This is a genomic window from Bradyrhizobium sp. CW1, from assembly GCF_023100665.1.
Lineage (GTDB): Bacteria > Pseudomonadota > Alphaproteobacteria > Rhizobiales > Xanthobacteraceae > Bradyrhizobium > Bradyrhizobium canariense_D.
Genome location: NZ_CP064684.1, coordinates 4,555,733 through 4,579,535, shown reverse-complemented (window position 1 = coordinate 4,579,535; position 23,803 = coordinate 4,555,733). Strand labels below are relative to the sequence as shown.

At 63.8% G+C, this 23,803-nt stretch carries 27 protein-coding genes; 18 read left to right on the top strand and 9 right to left on the bottom strand.

Going from position 1 to position 23,803, the window contains the following annotated elements:
- Nucleotides 1-66 precede the first annotated feature (66 nt).
- Both IVB54_RS22580 and IVB54_RS22575 read left to right on the top strand, forming a co-directional pair.
- Nucleotides 67-210 carry a hypothetical protein gene (locus IVB54_RS22580; RefSeq protein ID WP_018459160.1) on the top strand — a complete coding sequence of 48 codons (144 nt, stop codon included), beginning with the start codon at nucleotides 67-69 and terminating at the stop codon, nucleotides 208-210.
- Nucleotides 211-303: 93 nt separating this feature from the next.
- Nucleotides 304-1,008: a glutathione S-transferase N-terminal domain-containing protein gene (locus tag IVB54_RS22575; RefSeq protein WP_026233746.1), complete on the top strand. Its 705-nt coding sequence runs from the start codon at nucleotides 304-306 to the stop codon at nucleotides 1,006-1,008.
- 2 nt (nucleotides 1,009-1,010) lie between these two features.
- Here IVB54_RS22575 and IVB54_RS22570 read toward each other — a convergent pair whose 3' ends face one another.
- From IVB54_RS22570 to IVB54_RS22560, 3 genes are all read right to left on the bottom strand, one after another.
- Nucleotides 1,011-1,793 (bottom strand): sulfite exporter TauE/SafE family protein, encoded by a 783-nt coding sequence (locus IVB54_RS22570; RefSeq protein WP_018459158.1) that lies wholly within the window; start codon nucleotides 1,791-1,793, stop codon nucleotides 1,011-1,013.
- Nucleotides 1,794-1,796: 3 nt separating this feature from the next.
- Nucleotides 1,797-2,429 carry a TetR/AcrR family transcriptional regulator gene (locus IVB54_RS22565; protein WP_018459157.1) on the bottom strand — a complete coding sequence of 211 codons (633 nt, stop codon included), beginning with the start codon at nucleotides 2,427-2,429 and terminating at the stop codon, nucleotides 1,797-1,799.
- Nucleotides 2,430-2,642: 213 nt separating this feature from the next.
- Complete coding sequence (locus IVB54_RS22560; protein ID WP_018459156.1) at nucleotides 2,643-3,014, bottom strand: tRNA-binding protein; 372 nt, start codon at nucleotides 3,012-3,014, stop codon at nucleotides 2,643-2,645.
- A 107-nt stretch (nucleotides 3,015-3,121) separates the two neighbouring features.
- Between IVB54_RS22560 and IVB54_RS22555 the strand changes: the two genes are divergently transcribed.
- Nucleotides 3,122-3,496, top strand: a complete 375-nt coding sequence (locus IVB54_RS22555) for an ArsC family reductase (protein WP_018459155.1) — start codon at nucleotides 3,122-3,124, stop codon at nucleotides 3,494-3,496.
- Between the two features lie 3 nt (nucleotides 3,497-3,499).
- Here IVB54_RS22555 and IVB54_RS22550 read toward each other — a convergent pair whose 3' ends face one another.
- On the bottom strand, nucleotides 3,500-4,183 hold the full coding sequence (locus IVB54_RS22550; protein WP_018459154.1) for a PAS domain-containing protein: 684 nt from the start codon (nucleotides 4,181-4,183) through the stop codon (nucleotides 3,500-3,502).
- A gap of 336 nt (nucleotides 4,184-4,519) precedes the next feature.
- Between IVB54_RS22550 and IVB54_RS22545 the strand changes: the two genes are divergently transcribed.
- The 7 genes from IVB54_RS22545 (at nucleotide 4,520) to IVB54_RS22515 (ending at nucleotide 11,003) form a co-directional block, all read left to right on the top strand.
- Nucleotides 4,520-5,275, top strand: a complete 756-nt coding sequence (locus tag IVB54_RS22545) for an ABC transporter ATP-binding protein (protein WP_018459153.1) — start codon at nucleotides 4,520-4,522, stop codon at nucleotides 5,273-5,275.
- The gene (locus tag IVB54_RS22540; protein WP_007609233.1) at nucleotides 5,268-6,014 is read left to right on the top strand and encodes an ABC transporter ATP-binding protein; all 747 of its coding nucleotides are present in this window, start codon (nucleotides 5,268-5,270) and stop codon (nucleotides 6,012-6,014) included. Before IVB54_RS22545 ends, IVB54_RS22540 begins: the two co-directional genes overlap by 8 nt.
- A 33-nt stretch (nucleotides 6,015-6,047) precedes the next feature.
- Nucleotides 6,048-7,271 carry an ABC transporter substrate-binding protein gene (locus IVB54_RS22535; protein WP_018459152.1) on the top strand — a complete coding sequence of 408 codons (1,224 nt, stop codon included), beginning with the start codon at nucleotides 6,048-6,050 and terminating at the stop codon, nucleotides 7,269-7,271.
- Between the two features lie 72 nt (nucleotides 7,272-7,343).
- Nucleotides 7,344-8,207, top strand: coding sequence for a branched-chain amino acid ABC transporter permease (locus IVB54_RS22530; protein WP_018459151.1), 864 nt, complete (start codon nucleotides 7,344-7,346; stop codon nucleotides 8,205-8,207).
- Nucleotide 8,208: 1 nt separating this feature from the next.
- On the top strand, nucleotides 8,209-9,177 hold the full coding sequence (locus IVB54_RS22525; protein WP_007592084.1) for a branched-chain amino acid ABC transporter permease: 969 nt from the start codon (nucleotides 8,209-8,211) through the stop codon (nucleotides 9,175-9,177).
- A gap of 158 nt (nucleotides 9,178-9,335) precedes the next feature.
- Nucleotides 9,336-9,980 (top strand): DUF47 domain-containing protein, encoded by a 645-nt coding sequence (locus IVB54_RS22520; RefSeq protein WP_018459150.1) that lies wholly within the window; start codon nucleotides 9,336-9,338, stop codon nucleotides 9,978-9,980.
- A 15-nt stretch (nucleotides 9,981-9,995) separates the two neighbouring features.
- Nucleotides 9,996-11,003, top strand: coding sequence for an inorganic phosphate transporter (locus IVB54_RS22515; RefSeq protein WP_026233745.1), 1,008 nt, complete (start codon nucleotides 9,996-9,998; stop codon nucleotides 11,001-11,003).
- On the opposite strand, the gene sugE is transcribed toward IVB54_RS22515, so the two are convergent.
- Nucleotides 10,996-11,310, bottom strand: a complete 315-nt coding sequence (sugE, locus tag IVB54_RS22510) for a quaternary ammonium compound efflux SMR transporter SugE (RefSeq protein ID WP_018459148.1) — start codon at nucleotides 11,308-11,310, stop codon at nucleotides 10,996-10,998. The genes IVB54_RS22515 and sugE overlap by 8 nt on opposite strands.
- A 163-nt stretch (nucleotides 11,311-11,473) precedes the next feature.
- Between sugE and IVB54_RS22505 the strand changes: the two genes are divergently transcribed.
- A complete protein-coding gene (locus tag IVB54_RS22505) occupies nucleotides 11,474-13,093 on the top strand; it encodes a peptide chain release factor 3 (protein ID WP_018459147.1) in 1,620 nt (539 codons plus the stop codon).
- Between the two features lie 20 nt (nucleotides 13,094-13,113).
- Here IVB54_RS22505 and IVB54_RS22500 read toward each other — a convergent pair whose 3' ends face one another.
- Nucleotides 13,114-13,335, bottom strand: coding sequence for a hypothetical protein (locus IVB54_RS22500; RefSeq protein WP_157643098.1), 222 nt, complete (start codon nucleotides 13,333-13,335; stop codon nucleotides 13,114-13,116).
- Here IVB54_RS22500 and IVB54_RS22495 point away from each other — a divergent pair.
- From IVB54_RS22495 to IVB54_RS22465, 7 genes are all read left to right on the top strand, one after another.
- Nucleotides 13,322-13,900, top strand: a complete 579-nt coding sequence (locus tag IVB54_RS22495; RefSeq protein ID WP_026233744.1) for a hypothetical protein — start codon at nucleotides 13,322-13,324, stop codon at nucleotides 13,898-13,900. The genes IVB54_RS22500 and IVB54_RS22495 overlap by 14 nt on opposite strands.
- Nucleotides 13,901-13,971: 71 nt before the next feature.
- Nucleotides 13,972-14,556: an NnrU family protein gene (locus IVB54_RS22490; RefSeq protein WP_026233743.1), complete on the top strand. Its 585-nt coding sequence runs from the start codon at nucleotides 13,972-13,974 to the stop codon at nucleotides 14,554-14,556.
- A 72-nt stretch (nucleotides 14,557-14,628) separates the two neighbouring features.
- Entirely contained in the window at nucleotides 14,629-16,221 is a 1,593-nt protein-coding gene (locus IVB54_RS22485; RefSeq protein WP_247362958.1) for a class I adenylate-forming enzyme family protein, read from the top strand.
- 167 nt (nucleotides 16,222-16,388) lie between these two features.
- Complete coding sequence (locus tag IVB54_RS22480) at nucleotides 16,389-17,042, top strand: tetratricopeptide repeat protein (RefSeq protein WP_018459142.1); 654 nt, start codon at nucleotides 16,389-16,391, stop codon at nucleotides 17,040-17,042.
- A 26-nt stretch (nucleotides 17,043-17,068) separates the two neighbouring features.
- On the top strand, nucleotides 17,069-17,617 hold the full coding sequence (locus IVB54_RS22475; RefSeq protein ID WP_026233742.1) for a hypothetical protein: 549 nt from the start codon (nucleotides 17,069-17,071) through the stop codon (nucleotides 17,615-17,617).
- Between the two features lie 49 nt (nucleotides 17,618-17,666).
- The gene (der, locus tag IVB54_RS22470) at nucleotides 17,667-19,049 is read left to right on the top strand and encodes a ribosome biogenesis GTPase Der (RefSeq protein WP_018459140.1); all 1,383 of its coding nucleotides are present in this window, start codon (nucleotides 17,667-17,669) and stop codon (nucleotides 19,047-19,049) included.
- Nucleotides 19,046-20,299 (top strand): tetracycline resistance MFS efflux pump, encoded by a 1,254-nt coding sequence (locus IVB54_RS22465; protein WP_018459139.1) that lies wholly within the window; start codon nucleotides 19,046-19,048, stop codon nucleotides 20,297-20,299. Before der ends, IVB54_RS22465 begins: the two co-directional genes overlap by 4 nt.
- A 121-nt stretch (nucleotides 20,300-20,420) precedes the next feature.
- Here IVB54_RS22465 and IVB54_RS22460 read toward each other — a convergent pair whose 3' ends face one another.
- From IVB54_RS22460 to IVB54_RS22450, 3 genes are all read right to left on the bottom strand, one after another.
- Nucleotides 20,421-21,647, bottom strand: a complete 1,227-nt coding sequence (locus IVB54_RS22460; protein ID WP_018459138.1) for an ABC transporter substrate-binding protein — start codon at nucleotides 21,645-21,647, stop codon at nucleotides 20,421-20,423.
- Between the two features lie 169 nt (nucleotides 21,648-21,816).
- Nucleotides 21,817-22,965 carry a hypothetical protein gene (locus IVB54_RS22455; protein WP_018459137.1) on the bottom strand — a complete coding sequence of 383 codons (1,149 nt, stop codon included), beginning with the start codon at nucleotides 22,963-22,965 and terminating at the stop codon, nucleotides 21,817-21,819.
- Nucleotides 22,966-23,043: 78 nt separating this feature from the next.
- Nucleotides 23,044-23,784, bottom strand: a complete 741-nt coding sequence (locus IVB54_RS22450) for an SDR family NAD(P)-dependent oxidoreductase (protein WP_018459136.1) — start codon at nucleotides 23,782-23,784, stop codon at nucleotides 23,044-23,046.
- Nucleotides 23,785-23,803 lie beyond the last annotated feature (19 nt).

Genomic DNA, 23,803 nt, shown 5'->3' with positions numbered 1-23,803 from the left:
CTTGCAGGAACAGACGCCGGCTGGCCCGCGTTCCTCGTGCGAACCGAACACGGAGAAGCTCGTCCGATGAGGGATGTCAGTCAGTTCGCGACCGCGATGCTTGCGCTCGTCTTCACCGGAGCACTGCTCGTCACCGGCCAGCTCTTCATCGAGCAACGCGCACAGCGCGATGTGATGCACGCCACCAACCATTTGCTGCAGCCGTTGTGACCTGTACGGGAAAATGACCTGACTACTCGACCTTGCGTCGTTCGTCCGCTCGCCTAGACTAGGCGGCATCTCATGAACGAAGCCGGGGTCCTGATGTCCGATCTGTCCGCCTTTCCCATCACCAAGCGCTGGCCGGCCAAGCACCCGGAGCTGCTCCAGCTTTATTCGCTACCGACGCCGAACGGCGTCAAGGTCTCGATCATGCTGGAAGAGATCGGGCTTCCCTACGAAGTCCATCTCGTCGATTTCGGCAAGGATGACCAGAAGACGCCGGAATTCCTCTCGCTCAATCCGAACGGCAAGATCCCGGCGATCCTCGATCCCGATGGTCGCGGCGGCAGGCCGCTGCCGCTGTTCGAGTCCGGAGCGATCCTGCAATACCTCGCGGAGAAGACCGGCAAGCTGCTGCCGCCGGACGCCGCGCGCCGTTATCAGACCATCCAGTGGCTGCATTTCCAGATGGGCGGCATCGGGCCGATGTTCGGCCAGGTCGGCTTTTTCCACAAATTCGCCGGCAAGGACTTCGAGGACAAGCGGCCGCTCGAGCGCTACGTGGGCGAAGCCAAGCGGCTGCTCGGGGTGATGGAGATGCATCTTGCCGGCCGGCAATGGTTCATGGACGACGATTACACCATCGCGGACATCTCCATGCTCGGCTGGGTGCGCAACCTCATCGGGTTCTACGGCGCCCGCGATCTCGTCGAGTTCAGCCAGTTCAAATCCGTCGCCGCCTGGCTCGACCGCGGGCTGGCGCGTCCGGCGGTCGAGCGCGGGCTGAACATTCCGAAGCGGCCGTGAGATCAGGTTAGCGCCTTGTGGGTCATGTAGAGCGCCATCAGCAAGATGAGGGCGATCATGACCCGGCGCAGCACCGATTTGCTGACGCCATTAGCCGCGCGTGCGCCGAGATCGGTGCCGACCCAGAGGCCGGCAAGGATGCCGATGATGGCAGGCCAGCCGACCATGAGGCCCTTGCTCCAGTAGATCCAGGCCGCCGGAATATTGGTCGGGATGACCGAGAAGACGAGGCTGACGAGCTGGGCCTGATGCTGCGGCACCCGCAGGCCCGCCGCGAGCCCGACGGTGATCGCGAGCCCACCGCCGATGCCCATGAAGCCGGAGGAAAATCCGGCAAGCATGCCGATGAGGAGCAGCGGCAGCCAAGGCAGCTTGTCTCGGTCGCAGGTCTCATTGCTTTTCTCCTCGCGGTCGCTGCGCAGGATCAGGAGAGCGATCAGCGCGACGAGATAGACGACGTAGGTCCATTGCAACACCGAGTCGGAGACTGCGGCCGCAGCGTAGCCGCCGCCGGCACCGCCGAAGAGAAACCCGATGCCGATCCAGACGATCCACAGCAACGGGCTGCGATTGCCGCTCTGCCAGTAGCGGCGAACGCCCGCGAGTCCCGTCGGTGGAACCTGCGTGATCAGCGATGTCCCCTGGGCGACGTGTTGCTCGGCGCCCAGTAGCAGTACGCTGAAAATCACGAGGCCGCCTCCGGGACTCGTGCCCATGAAGCCCGATGTCAGCCCGCCGATGAGGCCGACCCCAATGCCTGCGAGCAGGTCATGGACCCACGACATCGCTCAGCTCCTGGTCCGTCGCTTGACGTCGGCCTTTGTGGTGCGAAATCCATCGATCACGCTGGTCACGGCCGCCATGCAGGCCTCGATGTCAAAATCCTGGCCCCAGCATTTTTGCAGCACAAAACCCTGGAAGATCGCGATCAGCACGCGCGCGATCGCTTCCGCACCGAGATCGCGTTTGATGAGGCCGCCATGCTGGCCCCGCTCGACCAGGGCGACGATCAGGGCGCGGGGTATGTCGATGCCTTCCACGACGCTGGTGCGGACGCGGCGGTTGCGTAGGGCTTCGGCCCAGCCATGGATGCCGACACGGCGGCGCGCTTCGCCGGCGGAGTCGGTGAGCCATTGCGCGTAGACGCCGACCAGCGCGTGAAGTCCTTCGATCGGATCGCCGGATCCTTGCGCGACCGAATTGAGCACGGCCTCGCGCCGATGCCGGTCGTCGGCGAGTGCCTCGATCAGATCGTCCTTGCTCTGGAAGTAGAGATAGACCGCACCGTGGCTCAGCCCCGACCGTTTGACGATGTCGGCCATCCCGGTCTGGTGAAAACCGTCCTCGGCGAAGCAGGCAAGGGCGGCTTCGAGAATCTGCTGCCGCCGGCCTTCACGTTGCTTGTCGCTGATTTTCGGCATTCGGCCATCCACAAAAAACTGACAGATCAATCGTTTAGTCGTTCTGCAGGACAAGCGGTTCCGTAGCACTGGATAAGATAAAAAACGATCAGTCAGTCATTTTTAGCTCAAAGAGTATCGTGGTCAACCCCGAGGAACCGGGGGCCGGGAACGAGGAGGTGAACCTTAAAGGGCGCCCCCGGCGGCCAGGAACCGCCCCTTGAGCGCGCGGTGCTAGAACAGCCGTCCGCCGTTCGGCACGGGCTTGCTCGGCTGCACCAGCACGACCTTGCCGTCGGCATCGGGGAAACCGAGGGTCAGCACCTCCGAGACAACGGGGCCGATCTGGCGCGGCGGGAAATTCACGACCGCAGCCACCTGTTGGCCCACTAGCGTTTCAAGCGGATGATTTTCGGTGATCTGCGCCGAGCTCTTGCGCACGCCGATCGCGGGACCGAAGTCGATCCACAGCCGCCAGGCCGGCTTGCGCGCCTCGGGGAACGGCTTTGCATCGACGATGGTGCCGACGCGGATATCGACCGCGAGAAAAGTGTCGAAGTCGATGGTCGGCGATGCGGTCGCGGCTGGATCGTGGGTGACGTGCATGGAGTGTCCGTTCGAAGAGCTGGCATCGTTTTCGCAATATTGTCGCGCGAACCGGAGTTGCGTACAACGCCTTGGGATCACGATACGACGCATGCGCGAGGAACGCTTTGCCCAACATCATCTACGGCATCAAGAACTGCGACACCATGAAGAAGGCGCGCGCCTGGCTCGACAGCCATGGCGTCGCCTACGCGTTTCACGACTACAAGACGGCGGGCGTGGAGAAGGACAAGCTCAAGCAGTGGAGCGAGAAGGTCGGTTGGGAGACGCTGCTCAACCGCGCCGGCACGACTTTCAAGAAGCTGCCCGATGCCGACAAGGAAGGCCTCTCCGAGAAAAAGGCGCTGGCGTTGATGCTAGCGCAACCATCGATGATCAAGCGGCCGGTGCTTGAAGTCGGCGGCAAGCTGCTGGTCGGCTTCAAGCCGGAGATCTATGCCAAGGAAGTCACGACCAAGGAAGCCGCCGCCAAATCGCGCTGACCGCTAGTTCAGCTCGATGATCTCGGTGGGAACACCTGAGCCCTGCTGGTCCGCGAACTCGACCAGTTCGGCCGGCGCGATGCGGCCCGGGGTGCGATGGAACAGGTCGTGGTCGATCACCGCGCGCAATCTCGGGCGCGGCAGCGCGTCATTTCCGCGCATCAGATTCTTGATCTCGAAGCCGCCGTCCTCGCAGAAGGTCTTGAGCGACGCGATGATGTGACAGACCTTGCCGTCGCTCTGGAACGGCAGCAGCAGGCGCTCATAGGCGACGATACGGCCGTAGATGTCATCGACGTCGGCAACGCTGTAGACAGGCAGCCCACGCGCCACGCATTCATGATAGACCGGCATCACCAGGGGCGCGAGACGCGGCCCGATATAGTCGTCGAGCAGAACGCCCTTGCCGGTGTGTCCATAGGCGCGCGAGATGCGCGTGCCTTCGCTCTGGATGGTCAGACGCGGTGTCGGCATCGACGCATCCACCGTATAATAGATCAGATCGGAGAGCTCTTCCTCGAGCCGCGCAGGCTGGTACTCCCAGATCGCCGGGGCCGTCTGCTCGCGCGCATAGAGCCGCAGCCACGTGTTCAGGAGATCACGCTGCCTGATCGACTTGACCACGGAAGGAGCCGCGCTTGCAAAATCCAAGACAATATTCCCGGCGAATAGAAATTCCGGACGCATGAAACGCGCGCATGATCCTCGCTGCGGGAAAATTTTCTATGAAGGCTGGCGCATGGAACGAAAGACCGTTAACGACGGCTTGATGACCGGCGCTTTGCGAACCGGGAAGCCGGGCAGGCGCGACATCAAAACATGTCCGACTAAGGGAGCATAAGTCTCCCGGCCGGAGGCCTGACCTGCTCAGCTTTCCGCCTTGCCTAACCCCCGTCACCTCCGGCATATTCCGCGCCCGGAGGCGGCGTTCCGGATGGGCTCCAGGGAGTGGCTCCAAGGGCCTCCGGAAAGCCGAAGCAACAAGGATAGCCACGCGCGTTGTGCGGGCAGGGGGAAAACTGTTTGGCCGATGAGTTCATTCTCGAAACGGAAGGCTTGACCAAGGAGTTCGCGGGCTTCTTCGCCGTCCGCGACGTTGCGCTCAAGGTTCGCCGTGGGAGCATTCACGCGTTGATCGGCCCGAACGGCGCCGGCAAGACGACGTGCTTCAATCTTTTGACCAAGTTCCTCAAACCGTCTGCCGGAAAAATCCTGTACAAGGGGCAGGACATCACCGCGATGGCGCCCGCCGACGTGGCTCGCCTGGGGCTGGTTCGCTCGTTCCAGATCTCGGCGGTATTTCCCCATCTCACCGCGCTGGAAAACGTGCGCGTCGCGCTTCAGCGCCAGCACGGCAGCTCCTTCGATTTCTGGCGCTCCAAGTCCGTCCTCAACCAATTCAACGATCGCGCGCGCGAGCTGTTGAACGATGTCGGCCTCAGCGAGTTTTCCAATACGCCCGCGGTCGAGATGCCCTACGGGCGCAAGCGCGCACTGGAGATCGCAACCACGCTCGCGCTCGACCCGGAGATGATGCTGCTGGACGAGCCGATGGCCGGCATGGGCCACGAGGACATCGACAAGATCGCGGCGTTGATCAAGCGCATCTCCGCGAAATACACCATCCTGATGGTCGAGCATAATCTGAGCGTCGTTGCCAATCTCTCCGACATCATCACCGTGTTGACGCGCGGCCAGGTGCTGGCGCAAGGCCATTACAGCGAGCTCACCAAGGACGAACGCGTCAAGGAAGCCTATTTGGGAGCCGGTCATGGCTGAGACTGCAACGGCGGAAGCTCCCGCAAAGGCCGCGAGCGGCGGCAACCTCCTCCAGGTCCGCAACCTCGAAGCTTGGTACGGCGAGTCCCACATCCTGCACGGGATCAACTTCGACGTGAACGCGGGCGAGGTCGTCACCCTGCTCGGGCGCAACGGCGCCGGCAAGACCACCACGCTGAAGTCGATCATGGGCATCATCGGCAAGCGCACCGGCTCGGTGAAGTTCAATAACCAGGACATCATCCGCACGACCTCGGACAAGATCGCGCGGATGGGAATCGCGTTCTGCCCGGAAGAGCGGGGAATTTTCGCCAGCCTCGATGTCCGCGAGAACCTGCTGCTGCCACCGGTGGTGCGTCCCGGCGGATTGCCGCTCGAGCAGATCTTCGATCTGTTTCCGAACCTGAAGGAACGGCTCAACAGCCAGGGAACCAAACTCTCCGGCGGCGAGCAGCAGATGCTCGCGATCGCGCGCATCCTGCGCACCGGCGCGAACTTCCTGATGCTGGACGAGCCGACGGAGGGTCTCGCGCCCGTCATCATCCAGCAGATCGGCCACACCATTGCGCGGCTCAAGAAGGAGGGTTTTACGATCCTCCTGGTCGAGCAGAACTTCCGGTTCGCATCCACTGTCGCTGACCGCTATTACGTGGTCGAGCACGGCAAGATCATTGACGGATTTTCCAATGCGGAGCTCGCCGCCAACATGGACAAGCTCCACACCTATCTCGGTGTCTAGAACTGCCAACAAGAAGATTCATAGGGAAGTAGCATGATGACAAAGTCGATTGCGTCGTTTCTGCTCGGCACGGCGCTGGCCGTGACCACCGCGGGCGTAGCCTTCGCGCAGGACAAGACCGTCAAGATCGGCGCGTTGTCCGATCAGTCCGGGCTCTATGCCGATCTTGGCGGGCCGGGCTCGACGCTCGCCGCGCAGATGGCCATTGAAGATTCCGGTCTGGCTGCGAAGGGCTGGAAGATCGACATCATCTCGGGTGATCACCAGAACAAGCCCGACATCGGCACCGCGATCGCGCGGCAATGGTTCGACGTCGACAAGGTCGACCTCATCGTCGACGTGCCGAATTCCGGCGTGGCGCTCGCGGTCAACAACGTCATCAAGGAAAAGAACGGCGTCTATATCAACTCGGGCGCGGCGACCTCGGATTTGACCAACGCGCAGTGCTCGCCCAACACGGTGCACTGGACCTACGACACCTACATGCTTGCCCACACCACCGGCCAGGCGCTGGTGAAGGCCGGCGGCGACACGTGGTTCTTCCTGACCGCGGACTACGCCTTTGGCGCGGCGCTGGAGCGCGACACCACCGCTGTCGTTACCGCAAATGGCGGCAAGGTGGTCGGCGGCGTCAAGCACCCGCTGAACACGCCGGACTTCTCGTCCTTCCTGCTGCAGGCGCAGGCTTCCAAGGCCAAGATCATCGGCCTTGCCAATGCCGGCGGCGATACCACCAACACGATCAAGCAGGCGGCCGAGTTCGGCATCGTCAAGGGCGGCCAGAAGCTCGCGGCGCTGCTGCTGTTCCTCACCGACGTCAAGGCGATCGGGCTCGAGACCGCACAGGGCCTCAACTTCACCGAGACCTTCTACTGGGACATGAACGACCAGACCCGGGCGTTCTCGAAGCGCTTCGCCGAGAAGATGAAGAACAACGCGCCGCCGACCATGGTGCAGGCCGGCGTCTATGCGGGCGTGCGTCACTATTTCAAGGCACTGGAAGCGCTCGGCGGCAACCCGCATGACGGCGTCAAGGTCGTCGAGAAGATGAAGTCGATGCCGACGGAAGACGATCTGTTCGGCAAGGGCGAGATCCAGCCCAACGGCCGCACCATCCACAATGCCTATCTGTTCGAGGTGAAGAAGCCCTCCGAGTCCAAGGGACCGTGGGACTTCTACAAGCTGGTCGGCACGGTGCCGGGCGACCAGGCCTTCACGCCGCTGTCCGAGAGCAAGTGCGCGCTCTTGAAGAAGTAAGCTAACCGCCCGCAGGCCATCAGGCCTGCGGGCGACTTTCAGGGAACGCCGAAGGGACCAGGTGCGGGATCGATGCAGGCTCTTTACGCTCAGCTACTGGTAGGACTGATCAACGGCTCGTTCTACGCGCTGCTCAGTCTCGGGCTTGCCGTGATCTTCGGCATGCTCAACATCATCAATTTCGCCCATGGCGCGCTCTACATGATGGGCGCGTTCGTCGCCTACTTCCTGCTGAACCTCGGCGGCATCAACTACTGGTGGGCGTTGCTGCTTGCGCCTGTTATCGTCGGCATCTTCGGCATGATCCTGGAACGGACCATGCTGCAATGGCTGACCGGGCTGGATCATCTCTACGGCCTGCTGCTGACCTTCGGCATTGCGCTGATCGTGCAGGGCGTGTTTCAGAACTACTTCGGCTCCTCCGGCCTGCCTTACGCCATTCCGGACCAGCTCAAGGGCGGCATGAATCTCGGCTTCATGTTCCTGCCGGTCTATCGCGGCTGGGTCGTCATCTTCTCGCTGGTGGTCTGCATCGCGACCTGGTTCCTGATCGAGAAGACGCGGCTCGGCGCCTATTTGCGCGCCGCCACCGAAAACCCGACGCTCGTGCGCGCCTTCGGCGTCAACGTGCCGCGCATGATCACGCTGACCTACGGCCTCGGTGTCGGCCTTGCAGCACTCGCCGGCGTGCTGTCGGCGCCGATCAACCAGGTGCGGCCGTTGATGGGCGCCGACCTCATCATCGTGGTGTTCGCGGTGGTCGTGATCGGCGGCATGGGATCGATCATGGGCTCCATCATCACCGGCTTCGCGCTCGGTGTGATCGAAGGCCTGACCAAATATTTCTACCCCGAGGCCTCCAACACCGTCGTGTTCGTGCTGATGGTGCTGGTGCTCTTGGTGAAGCCAACGGGATTGACGGGAAGGGCGGCCTGATATGACAGCCTTGACGGACGACACGCTGCCGGTAACCCCGCGCGCGATCCGCGACGAGATGATCGTGTTCGTGGTGATGGCGCTGCTGCTGGCTTCGGTGCCATTCACGGGGGTCTACCCGTTCTTCGTGATGCAGGCGCTGTGCTTCGCGCTGCTCGCCTGCGCCTTCAACCTGCTGATCGGCTACGGCGGTTTACTGTCCTTCGGCCATGCGATGTTCCTGGGCACGGCCGGCTATTGCAGCGCGCATGCGCTGAAAGTATGGGCGCTGCCGCCGGAACTCGGCATCCTCGTCGGGGTCGCCGGTGCCTTCGTGCTCTCGCTCATCACGGGCTATATCTCGATCCGCCGCCAGGGCATCTATTTCTCGATGATCACGCTGGCGCTGTCGCAGCTCTTGTACTTCATCTACCTCCAGGCGCCGTTCACCCATGGCGAAGACGGTATCCAGGGCATTCCGCAGGGACGCATGTTCGGCGTCTTCGATCTGACCAAGCCCACCGTGCTCTACTACGTGGTGCTGGTCGGTTTCCTCGCCGGCTTCCTGCTGATCTTCCGCATCATCAACTCGCCGTTCGGCGAAGTCCTCAAGGCGATCCGCGAGAACGAGCCGCGCGCGATCTCGCTGGGTTACCGCACCGATCAGTACAAGTTCCTGGCTTTCGTCCTGTCGGGCACGCTGGCCGGCTTTGCCGGTGCGCTGAAAGTCTTCGTGGCGCAGAATGCCTCGCTCACCGACGTGCACTGGTCGATGTCGGGCGAAGTCGTGCTGATGACGCTGGTCGGCGGACTCGGAACCGTCTTCGGTCCCGTGGTCGGTGCCTTCGTGATCATCGCCATGCAGCAATATCTGGCGGGGTTCGGCCAATGGGTGACCGTGATCCAGGGCTCGATCTTCGTGATCTGCGTGCTCACCTTCCGCCGTGGCGTCATCGGCGAAATCGCGCATTACTTCCGGCGGTCGCTGTAAGTCGTTGATATAATAGAAGATGTGTTGACGCGCGAAAGCGGTGGATGATCCGGCTCCACGGGCGTGAGGTGGCACGCGCGTGGATCGAAAATGGTCTATGACAGTTTCATGACGGCCCGCTTGGGCCAGGCCATCATCCAACCGGTAGTCTCTCTCCCATGATGCGATTGTTTCGCGCTTTCCTGCCGAAGGAAGAACGGTTCTTCGACCTGTTCGACCGCCACGCCCAGACCGTGATCCAGGGCTCGATCGCGCTCCAGAGCATGCTCAACGGGGGCGAGGAGACGCCGGTCTATTGCCAGCGCGTCAACCAGTTCGAGAACGATGCCGACAACATCACCCGTGAGGTGCTGACCGCGGTGCGCCGCACCTTCATCACCCCGTTCGACCGCGGCGACATCAAGAACCTGATCACCTCGATGGACGACGCCATCGACCAGATGCAGCAGACCGCAAAGGCCGTGATGCTGTTCGAGGTCCGCAGCTTCGAGCCGCCGATGCGGGAGATCGGCGGGCTTCTGATCGAATGCGCCAATCTGGTCGGCCGCGCGCTGCCGCTGATGCAGAAGATCGGTCAGAACGTGGCCATGCTGACCGCGATCACGGAAGAGCTTGGCAAGCTGGAAGGCCGCGTCGACGATCTCCATGATATCGGGCTGAAGGAACTGTTCCTCAAGCATCGCGGCGGCAACGCGATGGATTTCATCGTCGGCGCAGAGATCTACGACCATCTCGAGAAAGTCGCCGACCGCTTCGACGACGTCGCGAACGAGATCAACAGCATCGTCATCGAGCAAGTTTAGGGCAGGGGCCACGCCGTGGATGTTGCGTTGGGTCTTCCCGTCCTTGTCGGATTGATCGCCGTCGCGCTGCTGTTCGACTTCCTGAACGGCCTGCACGACGCCGCCAATTCGATCGCGACCATCGTCTCGACCCGCGTGCTGCGGCCGCAATACGCGGTGTTCTGGGCCGCGTTCTTCAACTTCGTCGCCTTCATGGTGTTCGGGCTGCACGTTGCCCAGACTATCGGCACCGGCATCATCGATCCCGCGATCGTGGATGCTCAGGTGATCTTCGCCGCGCTGGTCGGCGCCATCGTCTGGAACCTGGTGACATGGGCGCTCGGCATCCCATCGTCCTCGTCTCATGCATTGATCGGCGGCTTGTTTGGTGCCGGCGTGGCCAAAGCCGGCCTTTCAGCGGCGGTCTGGAGCGGGTTGTCCAAGACGGTGATCGCCATCGTGCTGTCTCCGCTGGTCGGCTTCCTGCTCGCGATGGTGCTGGTCGCGATCGTCTCCTGGGCCTCGGTGCGCTCCACGCCCTTTGCCGTGGATCGCGCCTTCCGCATCCTGCAATTCGCCTCCGCCTCGCTCTATTCGCTCGGCCATGGTGGTAACGACGCTCAGAAGACCATGGGCATCATCGCCGTGCTGCTCTATTCGCAGGGCCAGCTCGGCGGCGAATTCTTCGTACCCTTCTGGGTGGTGCTCTCGTGCCAGGCCGCGATGGCGATGGGGACGCTGATGGGCGGCTGGCGCATCGTCCGCACCATGGGCCTGCGCATCACCAGGCTGACCCCGATGCAGGGCTTTTGCGCCGAGACCGGCGGTGCCGCGACCCTGTTCATGGCGACCTTTCTCGGTGTTCCGGTCTCGACCACCCACACCATCACCGGCGCCATCGTCGGCGTCGGCGCGGCCCGCCGCCTCTCGGCGGTGCGCTGGAACGTCGCCAGCTCGATCGTCTATGCCTGGGTGATCACGATGCCGGCCTCGGCCATCGTCGCCGCGCTGAGCTGGTGGGCGGTCAAGATCTTCGTCAGGTAACCAGCTTCAGTCCGACAATGCCGGCGACGATCAGCCCGATGCTGGCGAGGCGGAACGCGGTGGCCGGCTCGCCGAACAGGACGATGCCGAGCGTCGCGGTGCCGACCGCACCGATGCCGGTCCAGACCGCATAAGCGGTTCCAATCGGCAGCGATTTGAGAGCGAGCCCGAGCAGGATGATGCTGCCGGCCATGGCGCCGAGCGTGAGGATTGACGGAACGAGCCTGGTGAACCCCTCGGTATATTTGAGGCCGATGGCCCAGGAGATCTCCAGCAGACCGGCGACGAACAGGATGCTCCAGGCCATGACGACCCTCCATTCAAGGCAGGGTCGTCCCCGCGACTGGTGTGCTGATAGCAAGGGAAGGCCGTCCCTCCCAACCCAAGCCCGATATGGGGCTGGCCGGAAGCCTCCGCAATCACCAGATCAGGCTTGATCAGGCTCATTTTCCCTGCCAAACGCTGCCGCAATGTCCGACATCGCCACCACAGCCGAATCGACGGCCCCTTCCTCGCTTGCCGCTGAAGTGTCGCGGCGGCGTACCTTTGCGATCATCTCGCATCCGGACGCCGGCAAGACCACGCTGACCGAAAAGCTGCTGCTGTTCGGTGGCGCCATCAATCTGGCCGGCCAGGTCAAGGCCAAGGGCGAGCGGCGCAACACGCGTTCGGACTGGATGAAGATCGAGCGCGAGCGCGGCATCTCGGTCGTGACCTCGGTCATGACCTTCGAGTTCGAGGGCCTCGTGTTCAACCTGCTGGACACGCCGGGCCACGAGGACTTTTCGGAAGACACCTATCGCACGCTCACGGCGGTCGATTCCGCCGTCATGGTGATCGACGCCGCCAAGGGCATCGAGGCGCGCACCCGAAAGCTGTTCGAGGTGTGTCGTCTTCGGGATATCCCGATCATCACCTTCATCAACAAGATGGACCGCGAGAGCCGCGACGTCTTCGAGCTTCTCGACGAGATCGAGAAGACGCTGGCGCTCGATACCACGCCGATGACCTGGCCTGTCGGCCGCGGCCGCGAGTTCCTCGGCACCTATGACGTCGTCAATGGCGGCGTGCGCCTGCTCGAAGGCGGTGGCGCCAAAACTGGCGCGGCGCAGCAGATCGAGATCGCCGAGCTCGCCAAGCTCAATGCCAATCTCGACGTGTCGGCGGTCAAGGACGAGCTCGAACTCGTCACCGCGGCTTCAAAACCGTTCGAGCTCGAAGCGTTTCGCGAGGGTCATCTGACGCCGGTTTATTTCGGCAGCGCGCTGCGCAATTTCGGCGTCGGTGACCTGCTGCAAGGACTCGGCAAGTTCGCGCCCGAGCCGCGCGCGCAGGAGAGCGACCAGCGCAAGGTCGAAGCCACCGACCCGCGCATGAGCGCCTTCGTGTTCAAGATCCAGGCCAACATGGATCCCAACCACCGCGACCGCATCGCTTTCGCCCGCCTCTGCTCCGGCAAGCTGAGCCGCGGCATGAAGGCGAAGCTCGTGCGCACCGGCAAGAGCATGCCGCTGTCCAGCCCGCAATTCTTCTTCGCGCAGGACCGTTCGGTTGCGGACGAGGCTTATGCCGGCGACGTCGTCGGCATTCCCAATCACGGCACGCTGCGCATCGGCGACACGCTGACCGACGGTGAGGATTTCAACTTCGTGGGCGTGCCGAGCTTTGCGCCGGAAATCGTCCGCCGCGTGCGTCTCACCGATGCCATGAAAGCGAAGAAGCTGAAGGAAGCGCTTCAGCAGATGTCGGAAGAGGGCGTGGTGCAGGTATTCCGCCCGCGCGACGGCGCACCGGCGTTGGTTGGCGTCGTTGGCGCACTCCAGCTCGACGTGCTGAAGGCCCGGCTGGATGCGGAATATTCCCTCCCAGTCGAATTCGAGGTCAGCGAGTTCCAGCTCGCGCGCTGGGTCTCTTCGGACGACCGCAAGAAGCTCGATACCTTCATCGCTGCCAACACCTCCAGCATCGCCGACGATGTCGACGGGGATCCCGTCTATCTGGCGCGGAACGAGTTCTATCTCGGCTACACAAGGGAACGTGCCGAGGGCATCGAGTTCACCAACGTCAAGGACGTCAAGAAGAAGGGCTAGGGCGTAGCTCCGTCCGCTCCTCACCCTCCGCTGTCATGCCCCGGCTTGACCGGGGCATCCAGTACGCCGCGGCTTCCCGGCTCAATCACAGACGTCCCGGAGTACTGGGTCGCCCGGTCAAGCCGGGCGACGACACCGAGGTTGAACGCGAGCACGTGAACGCCGGCGATCTTGACGTTGTCGGAGGTAATGCCACGTTTTACTCTTGCGGTATTGTGAGATCGCATGATGTGGCGCGGCATCCTTGTTTTTCTCCTGCTGGCGATCTCGATCGTTGCCGCCGACGCGCGGCCGCGACAGATCAACCCAATTCCGTTTTCGCACGAGCCATGCAGTGTGCTCGACGGCCGGCCCTGCACGCCGTCCTATTGCAGCCCGCTTGAGCCTGGTCCCTGTATTCCCGAGATCGACTATCCCTATGGGCAGAACCTCCAGCTCACGATCCAAAGCGTGCCAGCGGACGCCGATCGCGCCAAATATCAGAAGCCCGATCACGATCTCGATACGATCGGCGATCTCTTCGCCGAGCTGCGCACCTGCTGGTCACCGCCATCGGACAATGCGCGCGCGGGCATGCAGATCGCCGTGCGTTTCAGCTTCAACAAATCGGGCGGCCTGATCGGCCCGCCGCGCCTGACCTATGCGACCGCAGGCGTCCCCGCCGAGACGAGAACCTCCTACCTCAATGCGATCAATTCATCGTTGAACGCCTGCCTGCCGCTGAAATTCACCGGCGGCCTTGGCGGTGCCATCGCCGGGCGGCCGATCGCGATCCGGTATGTCGACAATCGCGAGATCGGCAAGTAGCGCATCAGTTGCGACCCGCGGCCAATCGATGATACGCCATGGGCTGGGGCGCTGGTTGAGGGGAGAATCTCGTGGGTCTGCTGGTTATGATCCTGGGGCTTGCGCTGTTTTTTGCGGCGCATGTGTTCACGACGAAACGCGATGCACGCGCGCAGGCCATCGCGAGAGTGGGCGAGGGGACCTACAAGATCCTCTATTCGCTTGCCTCGCTTGCGGGGCTCGCACTGATCATCTGGGGCTTCGCGCATTATCGCGCGACCGGCTGGATCGACGTCTGGTATCCGCCGAAGGCGCTGAAGCACATCACGCTCGCACTGATGCTGCCCGCGGTCATCCTGGTGGTTGCGTCCTATCTGCGCGGCCGCATTTACGCGACACTGAAGCATCCGATGCTGGCCGGCATCAAGCTGTGGGCGGCGGCGCATCTTCTGGCCAATGGCGATCTCGGCTCCATCATCCTGTTCGGGTCCTTTCTGGGCTGGGCGGTGTATGACCGCATCACGCTGAAGCGTCGCACCGATGGCGGCGGTCCGCCGATTCCGGTCGGCGGCGTCACCAACGATCTGATCGCGGTCGTGGTTGGAATCGTCGCTTATCTGGCGCTGGCTTTTGCGTTCCATCCCGTCGTCATCGGCGTTCCCGTGATGGGCGGCTAGCCGATCAGCACAAGACAGGACCGCATGCCCGTGCGCGGAAGATAACGAAAGTAACAAGCCAAGGGCAATCCGATGGACTGGCCGCATTCTCAGATCCCGCCAATGCGGTTCGAGGCGCGCTTCGGCGATCGGGTGGTACCGGCATTTTGCGATCGGCCGTCGAGCCTGTGGGCGATGATTGCGGACGCCTGCGCCCGCAATCCCGACGGCGAAGCGCTGATCTCAGGCGGTGTCCGGCTGAGCTGGCGGCAGGCCGTCGAGCAGGCTGCGCGGATCGCGGCGGGATTTCGCAAGCTCGGATTGCAGCGCGGCGATCGTGTCGCGATCCTGCTCGGCAACCGCGTCGAATTCCCGCTGCTGCTGTTTGCTGCCGCGCATGAGGGGCTTGTCACGGTGCTGCTCAGCACGCGGCAGCAGAAGCCGGAAATCGCCTATGTGCTCGCCGACTGCGGCGCCAAGATCCTGATCCACGAGGCGGCACTTGCGGAGCGGCTGCCGGACGCACTGGACGTGCCCGATGTGATCGACCGCATCGCCATCGACCACGATCCGGCTCTGTCGGATTTCGCGGTGCTCGTCGACAACGCCCCGGCCGCGGCGCCGGTCGAGACGAGCGAGGAGGACACCGCGATGATCCTCTACACCTCGGGCACGACAGGCAAGCCGAAGGGCGCGATGCTGGCCCATTGCAACATCGTCCATTCCTCGATGATCTTCATGTCCTGCCTGCAATTGACGGCGGCCGACCGTTCGATCGCGGCAGTGCCGCTCGGCCATGTCACCGGCGTGGTCGCCAACATCACGACGATGATCTGCTGCGGTGGCGCGTTGATCATCATGCCGGAGTTCAAAGCCGGCGAATATCTCAAGCTCGCCGCGCGCGAGCGCGTCACCTACACGGTGATGGTGCCGGCGATGTACAATCTGTGCCTGCTCCAGCCCGATATCGAGAGCTACGATCTGTCGAGCTGGCGCATCGGCGGCTTTGGCGGCGCACCGATGCCGGTTGCCACCATCGAGAAGCTCAAGGCGATCATTCCCGGCCTCGCGCTGGCGAATTGCTACGGTGCGACCGAGACCACGTCGCCGTCCACGATCATGCCGGGCGAGTTGACGGAAAGCCATATCGACAGCGTCGGACTGCCGTGTCCGGGTGCACGCATCCTGGCGATGGACGCGGACGGGCGTGAGCTGCCGCCTGGGGAAATCGGCGAGCTCTGGATCCAGAGTGCCTCCGTCATCAAGGGCTATTGGAACAATCCGAAAGCCACGGCCGAAAGCTTCACCAGCGGGTTCTGGCATTCCGGCGATCTCGGCTCGGTCGACGCGGAGGGATTTGTCCGGGTGTTCGACCGGCAGAAGGACATGATCAACCGCGGCGGCCTGAAGATCTATTCGGCCGAGGTCGAGTCCGTGCTGGCCGGCCACCCGGCCGTGGTTGAGAGCGCGATCGTCGCCAAGACGTGCCCGGTGCTGGGCGAACGCGTCCACGCCGTGGTGGTGGCGCGTGCGCCGGTGGACAGCGAGGCCTTGCGCGCCTGGTGCGCGGAACGGCTGTCCGACTACAAGGTCCCGGAGACCATGGTGATCACCGCGGAGCCGCTGCCGCGCAATGCCAATGGCAAGGTGCTGAAGCGACAGCTGCGGGAGCTGTTGGGAAATTGACCCGGGGAGGCGGTCTCTCGGGCTGTCCCGGGTGGTTAACGCCTTGATCGGGCTCGCTTTGCCTTGCCACCGCCATATCGTTAGGGTACCCCGCCGCCACGTGGGGACGGGATTCCTGACGCGAACGCTTTGGCGCGCGCACCCGGACGGGCATGGGATTAGCATAAGTGTCTGAATTATTTGACGAAGTCGACGAGGAAGTACGTCGCGAACAGCTCAAGAAGCTGTGGGATAAATATTCGATCGTCTTTATCGCACTGATGGTGCTGATCGTCGCCGCCGTGGGTGGCTGGCGCGGTTACCAATATCTTGAAGCCAAGAAGGCTGCCGAGGCCGGTGCTGCCTTCGAGAAGGCCGCTGAGCTGTCCGAGCAGGACAAGCATGCGGAGGCCGAGGCGGCCTTCACCGAGCTCGCTGCCAAGGCTCCATCGGGCTATCGCACCCTGGCGCGGCTGCGTGCTGCGGCCGAGGCGGCGGCCCGCGATCCCAAGGCAGGCGCCAAGCTGTATGACGACATCGCCGCCGACCGCAGTGTAGGCGGCGAGTGGCAGGATCTGGCAAAGATCCGCGCCGCCGGTCTCCTGCTCGACAGCGCCGGCTATGCGGACATGCAGCAGCGGCTGGAAGCCTCGACCGCACCCAAATCGACCTTCCGTCACACCGCCCGCGAGATGCTGGCGCTGTCGGCCTGGCGCAACAACGATGTGACTGCGGCCCGCAAATGGCTCGACGCGATTGCCGAGGACGGCGAAACGCCGCCCGGCCTGCGCTCACGCGCCGAGGCGCTGCAGGCCCTGCTGCCGCCCGTAGCGAAGAGCTGAGCCGAGAGCTGAGACGAGATACCGACATGCGCCGCACGCCACGCTTGATCGCAACCGCCGTCCTGATCGCCTTCACGGGCGTGCTGGGCGGTTGCTCCAGCTTCGATCCGAGCGACATGCTCGACTTCCTCGACACCAAGAAGAAGCTGCCGGGCGACCGCAAGCCGGTGTTCCCGGAAGGCGTGCCCGGCCTCGAGCAAGGCGTTCCGAAGGATATGTACAAGGGCGCCCAGCAACAGCCCGATCCGAACGGACCCGCCGTTGCGGCTCTGCCCACCGAGCCTGCGCCCGAGCCGAAGCCGGCGAAGGGTGCCAAGGCGAAAAAGACCAGGCAGCCGGCCACCGCAGCCGTCGCGCCGGCTGAGGCGCCCGCCGGCGAAGTCGACGGCGAGGCCCAGCCCGAGGCCGCGCCGCCCGCGGCCACGCCGCCGCCCAGGCAGAAGATCGTGCGCAAGCGCACCACCGCGCCGCCGCCCGATCAATCCGTCCAGCAGGCGCAACCGACCCAGACCACCCAGCAGCAAACGCAGGGCGCCTTCCCGGCGCCCATGCCGAGCGGCAGCTTCTCGCGCTGATTTTTTCATTTCATTGACAGGCGCGGCTCCGGCAGCGCACGAATGACCCATGTCCTTTAAGATTGCCATTATCGGCCGACCCAATGTCGGCAAGTCGACGCTGTTCAACCGTCTGGTCGGGCAGAAGCTCGCGCTTGTCGATGACCTCCCCGGCGTCACCCGCGACCGCCGCGAGGGCGAGGCCAGGCTCGGCGATCTCGACTTCACGATCATCGACACCGCCGGCCTCGATGAGGGTGCCAAGGGCTCGCTGACCGCCCGCATGCAGGAGCAGACGGAGGCCGCGATCGCACAGGCCGACGCGCTGTTCTTCGTGATTGATGCCCGCATGGGCCTCACGCCCAACGATCGCGCCTTCGCCGATTTCGCCCGCAAGGCCAACAAGCCGGTGATGCTCGTCGCGAACAAGAGCGAAGGCAAGCACGGCGATGCCGGCGCGATGGAGGCTTTCGCGCTCGGCCTCGGCGATCCCATCCAGATCTCGGCCGAGCATGGCGAGGGCCTGGGTGAGCTCTATGACGCCTTGAGAGAGCTGATGCCGGAGCCCGTCGAGGAGGATGAGGTCGAGGACGACGAGCCGCTGACGGAGGAAGAGGCGGCCACGCGTCCGATCCGGGTCGCGATCGTCGGCCGGCCCAACGCCGGCAAGTCGACGATGATCAATCATCTGCTCGGCGAGGAGCGCCTGCTGACGAGCCCGGAGGCGGGTACCACGCGCGATTCCATCGCGGTCGAGATCAACTGGAAGGGGCGCGAGTTTCGGGTGTTCGACACCGCAGGTCTGCGCCGGCGCTCGCGGATCGAGGAGAAGCTCGAGAAGCTCTCGGTCGCCGACGCACTGCGCGCGGTGCGCTTTGCCGAAGTCGTCGTGATGATGATGGATGCGCAGAACCGCTTCGAGGAGCAGGATCTTCGCATTGCCGACCTGATCGAGCGCGAGGGTCGGGCCGTCGTGCTCGCCGTCAACAAATGGGACCTGATGGAAAGCAAGGGCGGCGGCGCGATCTCGAACCTGCGCCGCGATGCCGATCACTTGCTGCCGCAGATCAAGGGCGTGCCGATCGTCGCCGTCTCCGGCTTGATGGGCGAGGGCATCGATCGATTGATGCAGGCGATCCAGGATGCCTATGCGCTTTGGAACAGGCGTGTGTCGACCGCGGCGCTGAACCGCTGGTTCGAGGAGGCGGTCCAAGCCAATCCGCCGCCGGCCGTGTCCGGACGACGACTCAAGCTGAACTACATCACGCAGACCAAGGCCCGCCCGCCAAGCTTCGTGTTGTTCTGCTCGCGTGCGGACGCGGTACCGCAGTCGTATCTGCGATATCTCACCAATTCGCTGCGTGAGGCCTTCGAGCTGCCGGGCACGCCGGTGCGCATCACCTTGCGCGAGAAGGCCAATCCGTTCGCCCACAAGCGCAAGCGGCCGTCGTGAGCAACGACGCCGGCGAGGCGATGGCGCAGGGCGCAGCGCCAGTCCGGCGCGGTGCGGTCGCCTTCATCTTCGTCACCATCCTGCTCGACATGCTCGCGCTCGGCGTGATCATGCCGATCCTGCCAAAACTGATCGAGAGCTTCGTCGACAACGACACGGCCCATGCGGCCCGCATCTTCGGCCTGTTCGGCACCGCCTGGGCGCTGATGCAGTTCGTATTCTCGCCGGTGCTCGGCGCGCTGTCGGACCGCTTCGGGCGGCGGCCGGTGGTGCTGCTGTCGAATTTCGGGCTCGCGGCAGACTATGTGCTGATGGCGCTGGCGCCGTCGCTGGTCTGGCTGTTCGTCGGCCGCGTCATCTCGGGCATCACCTCGGCCAGCATCTCGACCGCCTTTGCCTATATCGCCGACATCACGCCGCCGGAGCGGCGCGCAGCGGTGTTCGGCAGGATTGGCGCTGCATTCGGCGCCGGCTTCGTGCTGGGCCCGGCGCTGGGCGGCCTGCTCGGCGATATCGATCCGCGCCTGCCGTTCTGGGCCTCGGCGGCCTTGAGCTTCGCCAATGCGCTCTATGGGCTCTTCGTCCTGCCGGAATCGTTGGCGCCGGACAAGCGCGCGCCGTTCCGCTGGAGGAGCGCCAATCCGCTCGGAGCGCTCCGCCTGCTGCGTTCCAACGCGGTGCTCGCCGCGCTGTCCGTCGTCAATTTCATCGCGCAGGTCGCGCATGTCGTGTTGCCCTCGACCTTCGTGCTCTACGCCACTTATCGCTACGGCTGGGATTCGAAAACCGTGGGGCTGACGCTGGCGATGGTCGGCATCTGCGCGATGGTGGTGCAGGGGCTCGCGATCGGCCCGATCGTGCGTGTGCTCGGCGAGCGGAACGCCTTGTTGCTCGGCCTGTGCTGTGGCGCGATTGGCTTCGTGATCTTCGGCGCGGCGCCGACCGGGCCGCTGTTCTGGATCGGCATTCCCGTGATGTCGCTGTGGGGCATTTCGGGCGCCGCCATGCAATCGCTGATGACGCGGCTGGTCGCGCCGGATCAGCAGGGCCAGTTGCAGGGCGCGACCGCGAGCGTGCAGAGCGTGTCGCAGCTCGTCGGCCCGTTCCTGTTCACGCTGACGTTTTCATATTTCATCGGCGCCAGCGCGCCGTGGCAGCTGCCCGGCGCGCCGTTCCTGCTCGCGGCGGTGCTGATGGTGGCGTGCGCGGCGATCGCGGTGCGGGCGCTGGCTGTCGCCAAGGGGCCTTGAAGAGGGCCGTCATGGCCGGGCTTGTCCCGGCCATCCACGTTCTTCGTCCGGTCCAGAACGTAGATGTCCGGGACAAGCCCGGGCATGACGTCGTGGAGGCAGTTGCGCAATTGCTACGCCCTTACTTCTTCACCAGCGGGCACTCGCTGTCCTTGAGCGGCTTGGCCGCGTCTTCCGCCGCGATCGTGGCGATCTGCTTGTAGTAATCCCACGGTCCCTTCGATTCGTCGGGCTTCTTCACCTCGAACAGATAGGCCGGGATGAGACGACGCCCATCCTCGCGCAGCGGACCCTTGCCGAACAGCGGATCGTCGGTCGGAAGCTCCTTCATCTTGGCGACGACCTTGGCGCCGTCATGCGGATTGCTGCCGAGCGCGTCCATCGCCTTGAGATAATGCAGCACCATCGCGTAATTGCCGGCCTGCGTCATGGAGGGCATCGCATTCTTGTTGGCCAGCGCCGAGAATCGCTTCGACCAGGCGCGGGTCTGCTCGTTCATGTCCCAGTAGAAGGATTCCGTGAAGGTCAGGCCCTGGGCGGTCTTCAGACCCAGCGAATGCACGTCGTTGATGAACAGCAGCAGCGCCGCGAGCTTCTGCCCGCCCTGCACAATGCCGAACTCGGCGGCCTGCTTGATCGAGTTCGTGGTGTCGCCGCCGGCATTGGCAAGGCCCACCACCTTGGCCTTGGACGATTGCGCCTGCAGCAGGAAGGACGAGAAGTCCGCGGTATTGATCGGATGCTTGACGCTGCCGAGCACCTTGCCGCCGTTCGCAGTCACGACCGCGGTGGTGTCGCGTTCGAGCGCATGGCCGAAGGCATAATCTGCGGTCAGGAAAAACCAGCTGTCGCCGCCGGCCTTGGTCAGCGCCTTGCCGGTGCCGTTGGCCAACATGTAGGTGTCGTAGGTATAGGAGACCGTGTTCGGCGTGCAGGCCTTGCCGGTCAGGTCGGCGGAGGCCGCGCCGGAATTGAGCAGCACCGAGTTCTTTTCCTTGACCAGGTTGCTGACCGCCAGGGCGACACCGGAATTCGGCGTGTCGGCGATCGCATCGACCTTGTCGTTGTCGATCCATTGCCGGGCAATGTTGACGCCGACGTCCGGCTTGTTCTGATGGTCGCCGCTGATGACGTCGATCTTCCAGCCCTTCTTGAGCAGGCCGGAATCCTCAACGGCCATCTTGATTGCGACCACGGAGTTCGGGCCGCCGATGTCGGCATAGAGGCTCGACATGTCGTTGAGCACGCCGATCTTGACGGTCTTGTCTTGAGCGAAGGCGGATGTGGCAAAACCGAAGGCGGCACAGGCCAGAAGGGCCGCGGAGCGGCGCGCGAACGTCGTCGTCATAAAAGGTTTCCTCCATTGTCAAACATGCGGACGGCTCTCTTGAACGGAGCCTTGTTCCGGCTGATGGCTCTACCGTGTCCCACGGCCGGCGGCAATGCGCCTAAAGCCGGATGACGCTGCGTCGCAGCGTCCTCCCTCGGTTAACTTTTGGGCAAAATGCGTCGAGACGCTATTTCAGCGCGTCCGATGTCAGCTTGAATTTCTGGATCCGCTTTCCGGTGTCGACCTCGGCGGTATAGACGTTACCCTTGGCGTTGATCGCCATGGCATGCACCCAGTGGAATTGTCCGGCATTGCGGCCGTTGTGCCCGAAGCTGCCGACCACGCTGCCGTCCTCGCGCCTGATCACCCTGATCTCGTTGTTCTCACCGTCGGCGCTGAGCAGCCAGGTCTGCTTCGGATCGGGCCAGATCGCGATGTCCCACACCGCGCCGTTGCCGAGCGTGTTCTTCTCGAAGAAGAACTCCTTCACGAAGGTGCCGTCCGTCTTGAACACCTGGATGCGGTTGTTGATGCGATCGCAGACGTAGACAAGCCCGTCATTGGCGAGCTTCACGCAGTGGACGGGATTACCGAATTGCTGCGCAACCGGCGCTTTGGGATCGTAAGGAGCCTGCTTGGTATCGTCAGGCTTGTTGCCGTAGGCGCCCCAGTGCCGCTTGTAGGCGAGCGTGGTCGCATCGAACACGATGACGCGGCGATTGCCGTAGCCATCGGCAACGTAGATTTCGTTGGCGGCCTTGTCGATCGCGGTCTCGGCGGGCTTGCCGAGCTGGGTCGTGTCGCTGCTGCCGAGGCTCGGCGCGATCTTGCCGATCTGGGCGACGAACTTGCCGTCGAGCGTGAATTTCAGGATGGCGTTGTCATTGTCGGCATTGCCGCCGACCCAGACGAAGCCGCGCTCGTCGACCTCGATGCCGTGCTCGCGGCCGACCCATTCATAGCCTTCGCCCGCGCCGCCCCACGATCGCAGCAGATTGCCATCCGTGTCGAATTCGAGCACGGGCGGCGCCGAGACGCAGCATTTCGAGCGCGGCGGAGTGAGGCTCGCGCCTTTCTCGTCGTCGGTGAGCGAGCGGGGACGATGGATCACCCAGATGTGGCCCTGCCAGTCGACGGTAATGCCGCCGACCTGGCCGAGGATCCAGTTGTTCGGCAACGGCTTTGGCCAGGAAGCATCGACCGCGAAGGTCGGGACATCGCCGGCGGTCGCCGCGCCCGGAAGCGCAAACGCGACGGCCACGATCAGAACGGAGAGGACGCGAGAGACATTTGCGAGCGCACGCTTAAAGCCTGCGCGATTCCGCCATGGCGCCATGGCAACCTCCCTTTATTGGCCTGCAGCTTGCTGCCGCTTGAGCGCGGGCAGTCAATCGCGGGGAGGCGGTCAAGTCAATCAGGCCGGGGAGCGGAAGCTCATCAAGGTCCGGGTCTTGTAGTCGTAGAACTTGCCGGTCTCGGTCCAATCCGGCGCGCACATCGGCACGATGAATTCGGCGACCTGCTCGGCTGTATCGAGCGTCGCCGGATCCTCGCCCGGCATCAGCGTCGCGCGCATCCGGGTGCGGACGGGGCCCGGATTGAACAGATTGACGCGCAGCTTGGTGTTCGCGGTCTCCTGCGCCCAGGCGCGCGCCAGCGTTTCCAGCGCCGCCTTGGAGGCGGCGTAGGGGCTGACATAGGCGGTCGCCTTGTTGGCCGCGCCGGAAGTGACGAACACCGCGCGGCCGGCGTCCGACTGCTTGAGCAGCGGCTCCATGCAGCGGATCAACTGGAAATTCGCGGAGACATTGACCGCCATCACGTCGGTGAAGGCCTTCAGCTCGATATGGCCGATCGGCGAGGAGGGGCCGAGCACGCCGGCATTGCCGACCAGGATGTCGAGCTTGCCGTAGCGTTCGTGCAGGCCGGCGCCGAGCCGCGCGATGCCGTCGGAATCGGTGAGGTTGAGCGGCACCAGCGTGGCGCTGCCGCCGTCCTTGCGGATCTCGTCGTCGAGCTCTTCCAGCCCGCCCTGCGTGCGCGCGACCGCAACGATATGCGCGCCGGCCCTGGCCAGCGCTTTTGCCGTGGCGAAGCCGATGCCGCGCGAGGCGCCGGTGACGAGAGCGATGCGGTTGGCGAGGGGATTTGTCATTGAAAGGTTCTATCCAGCG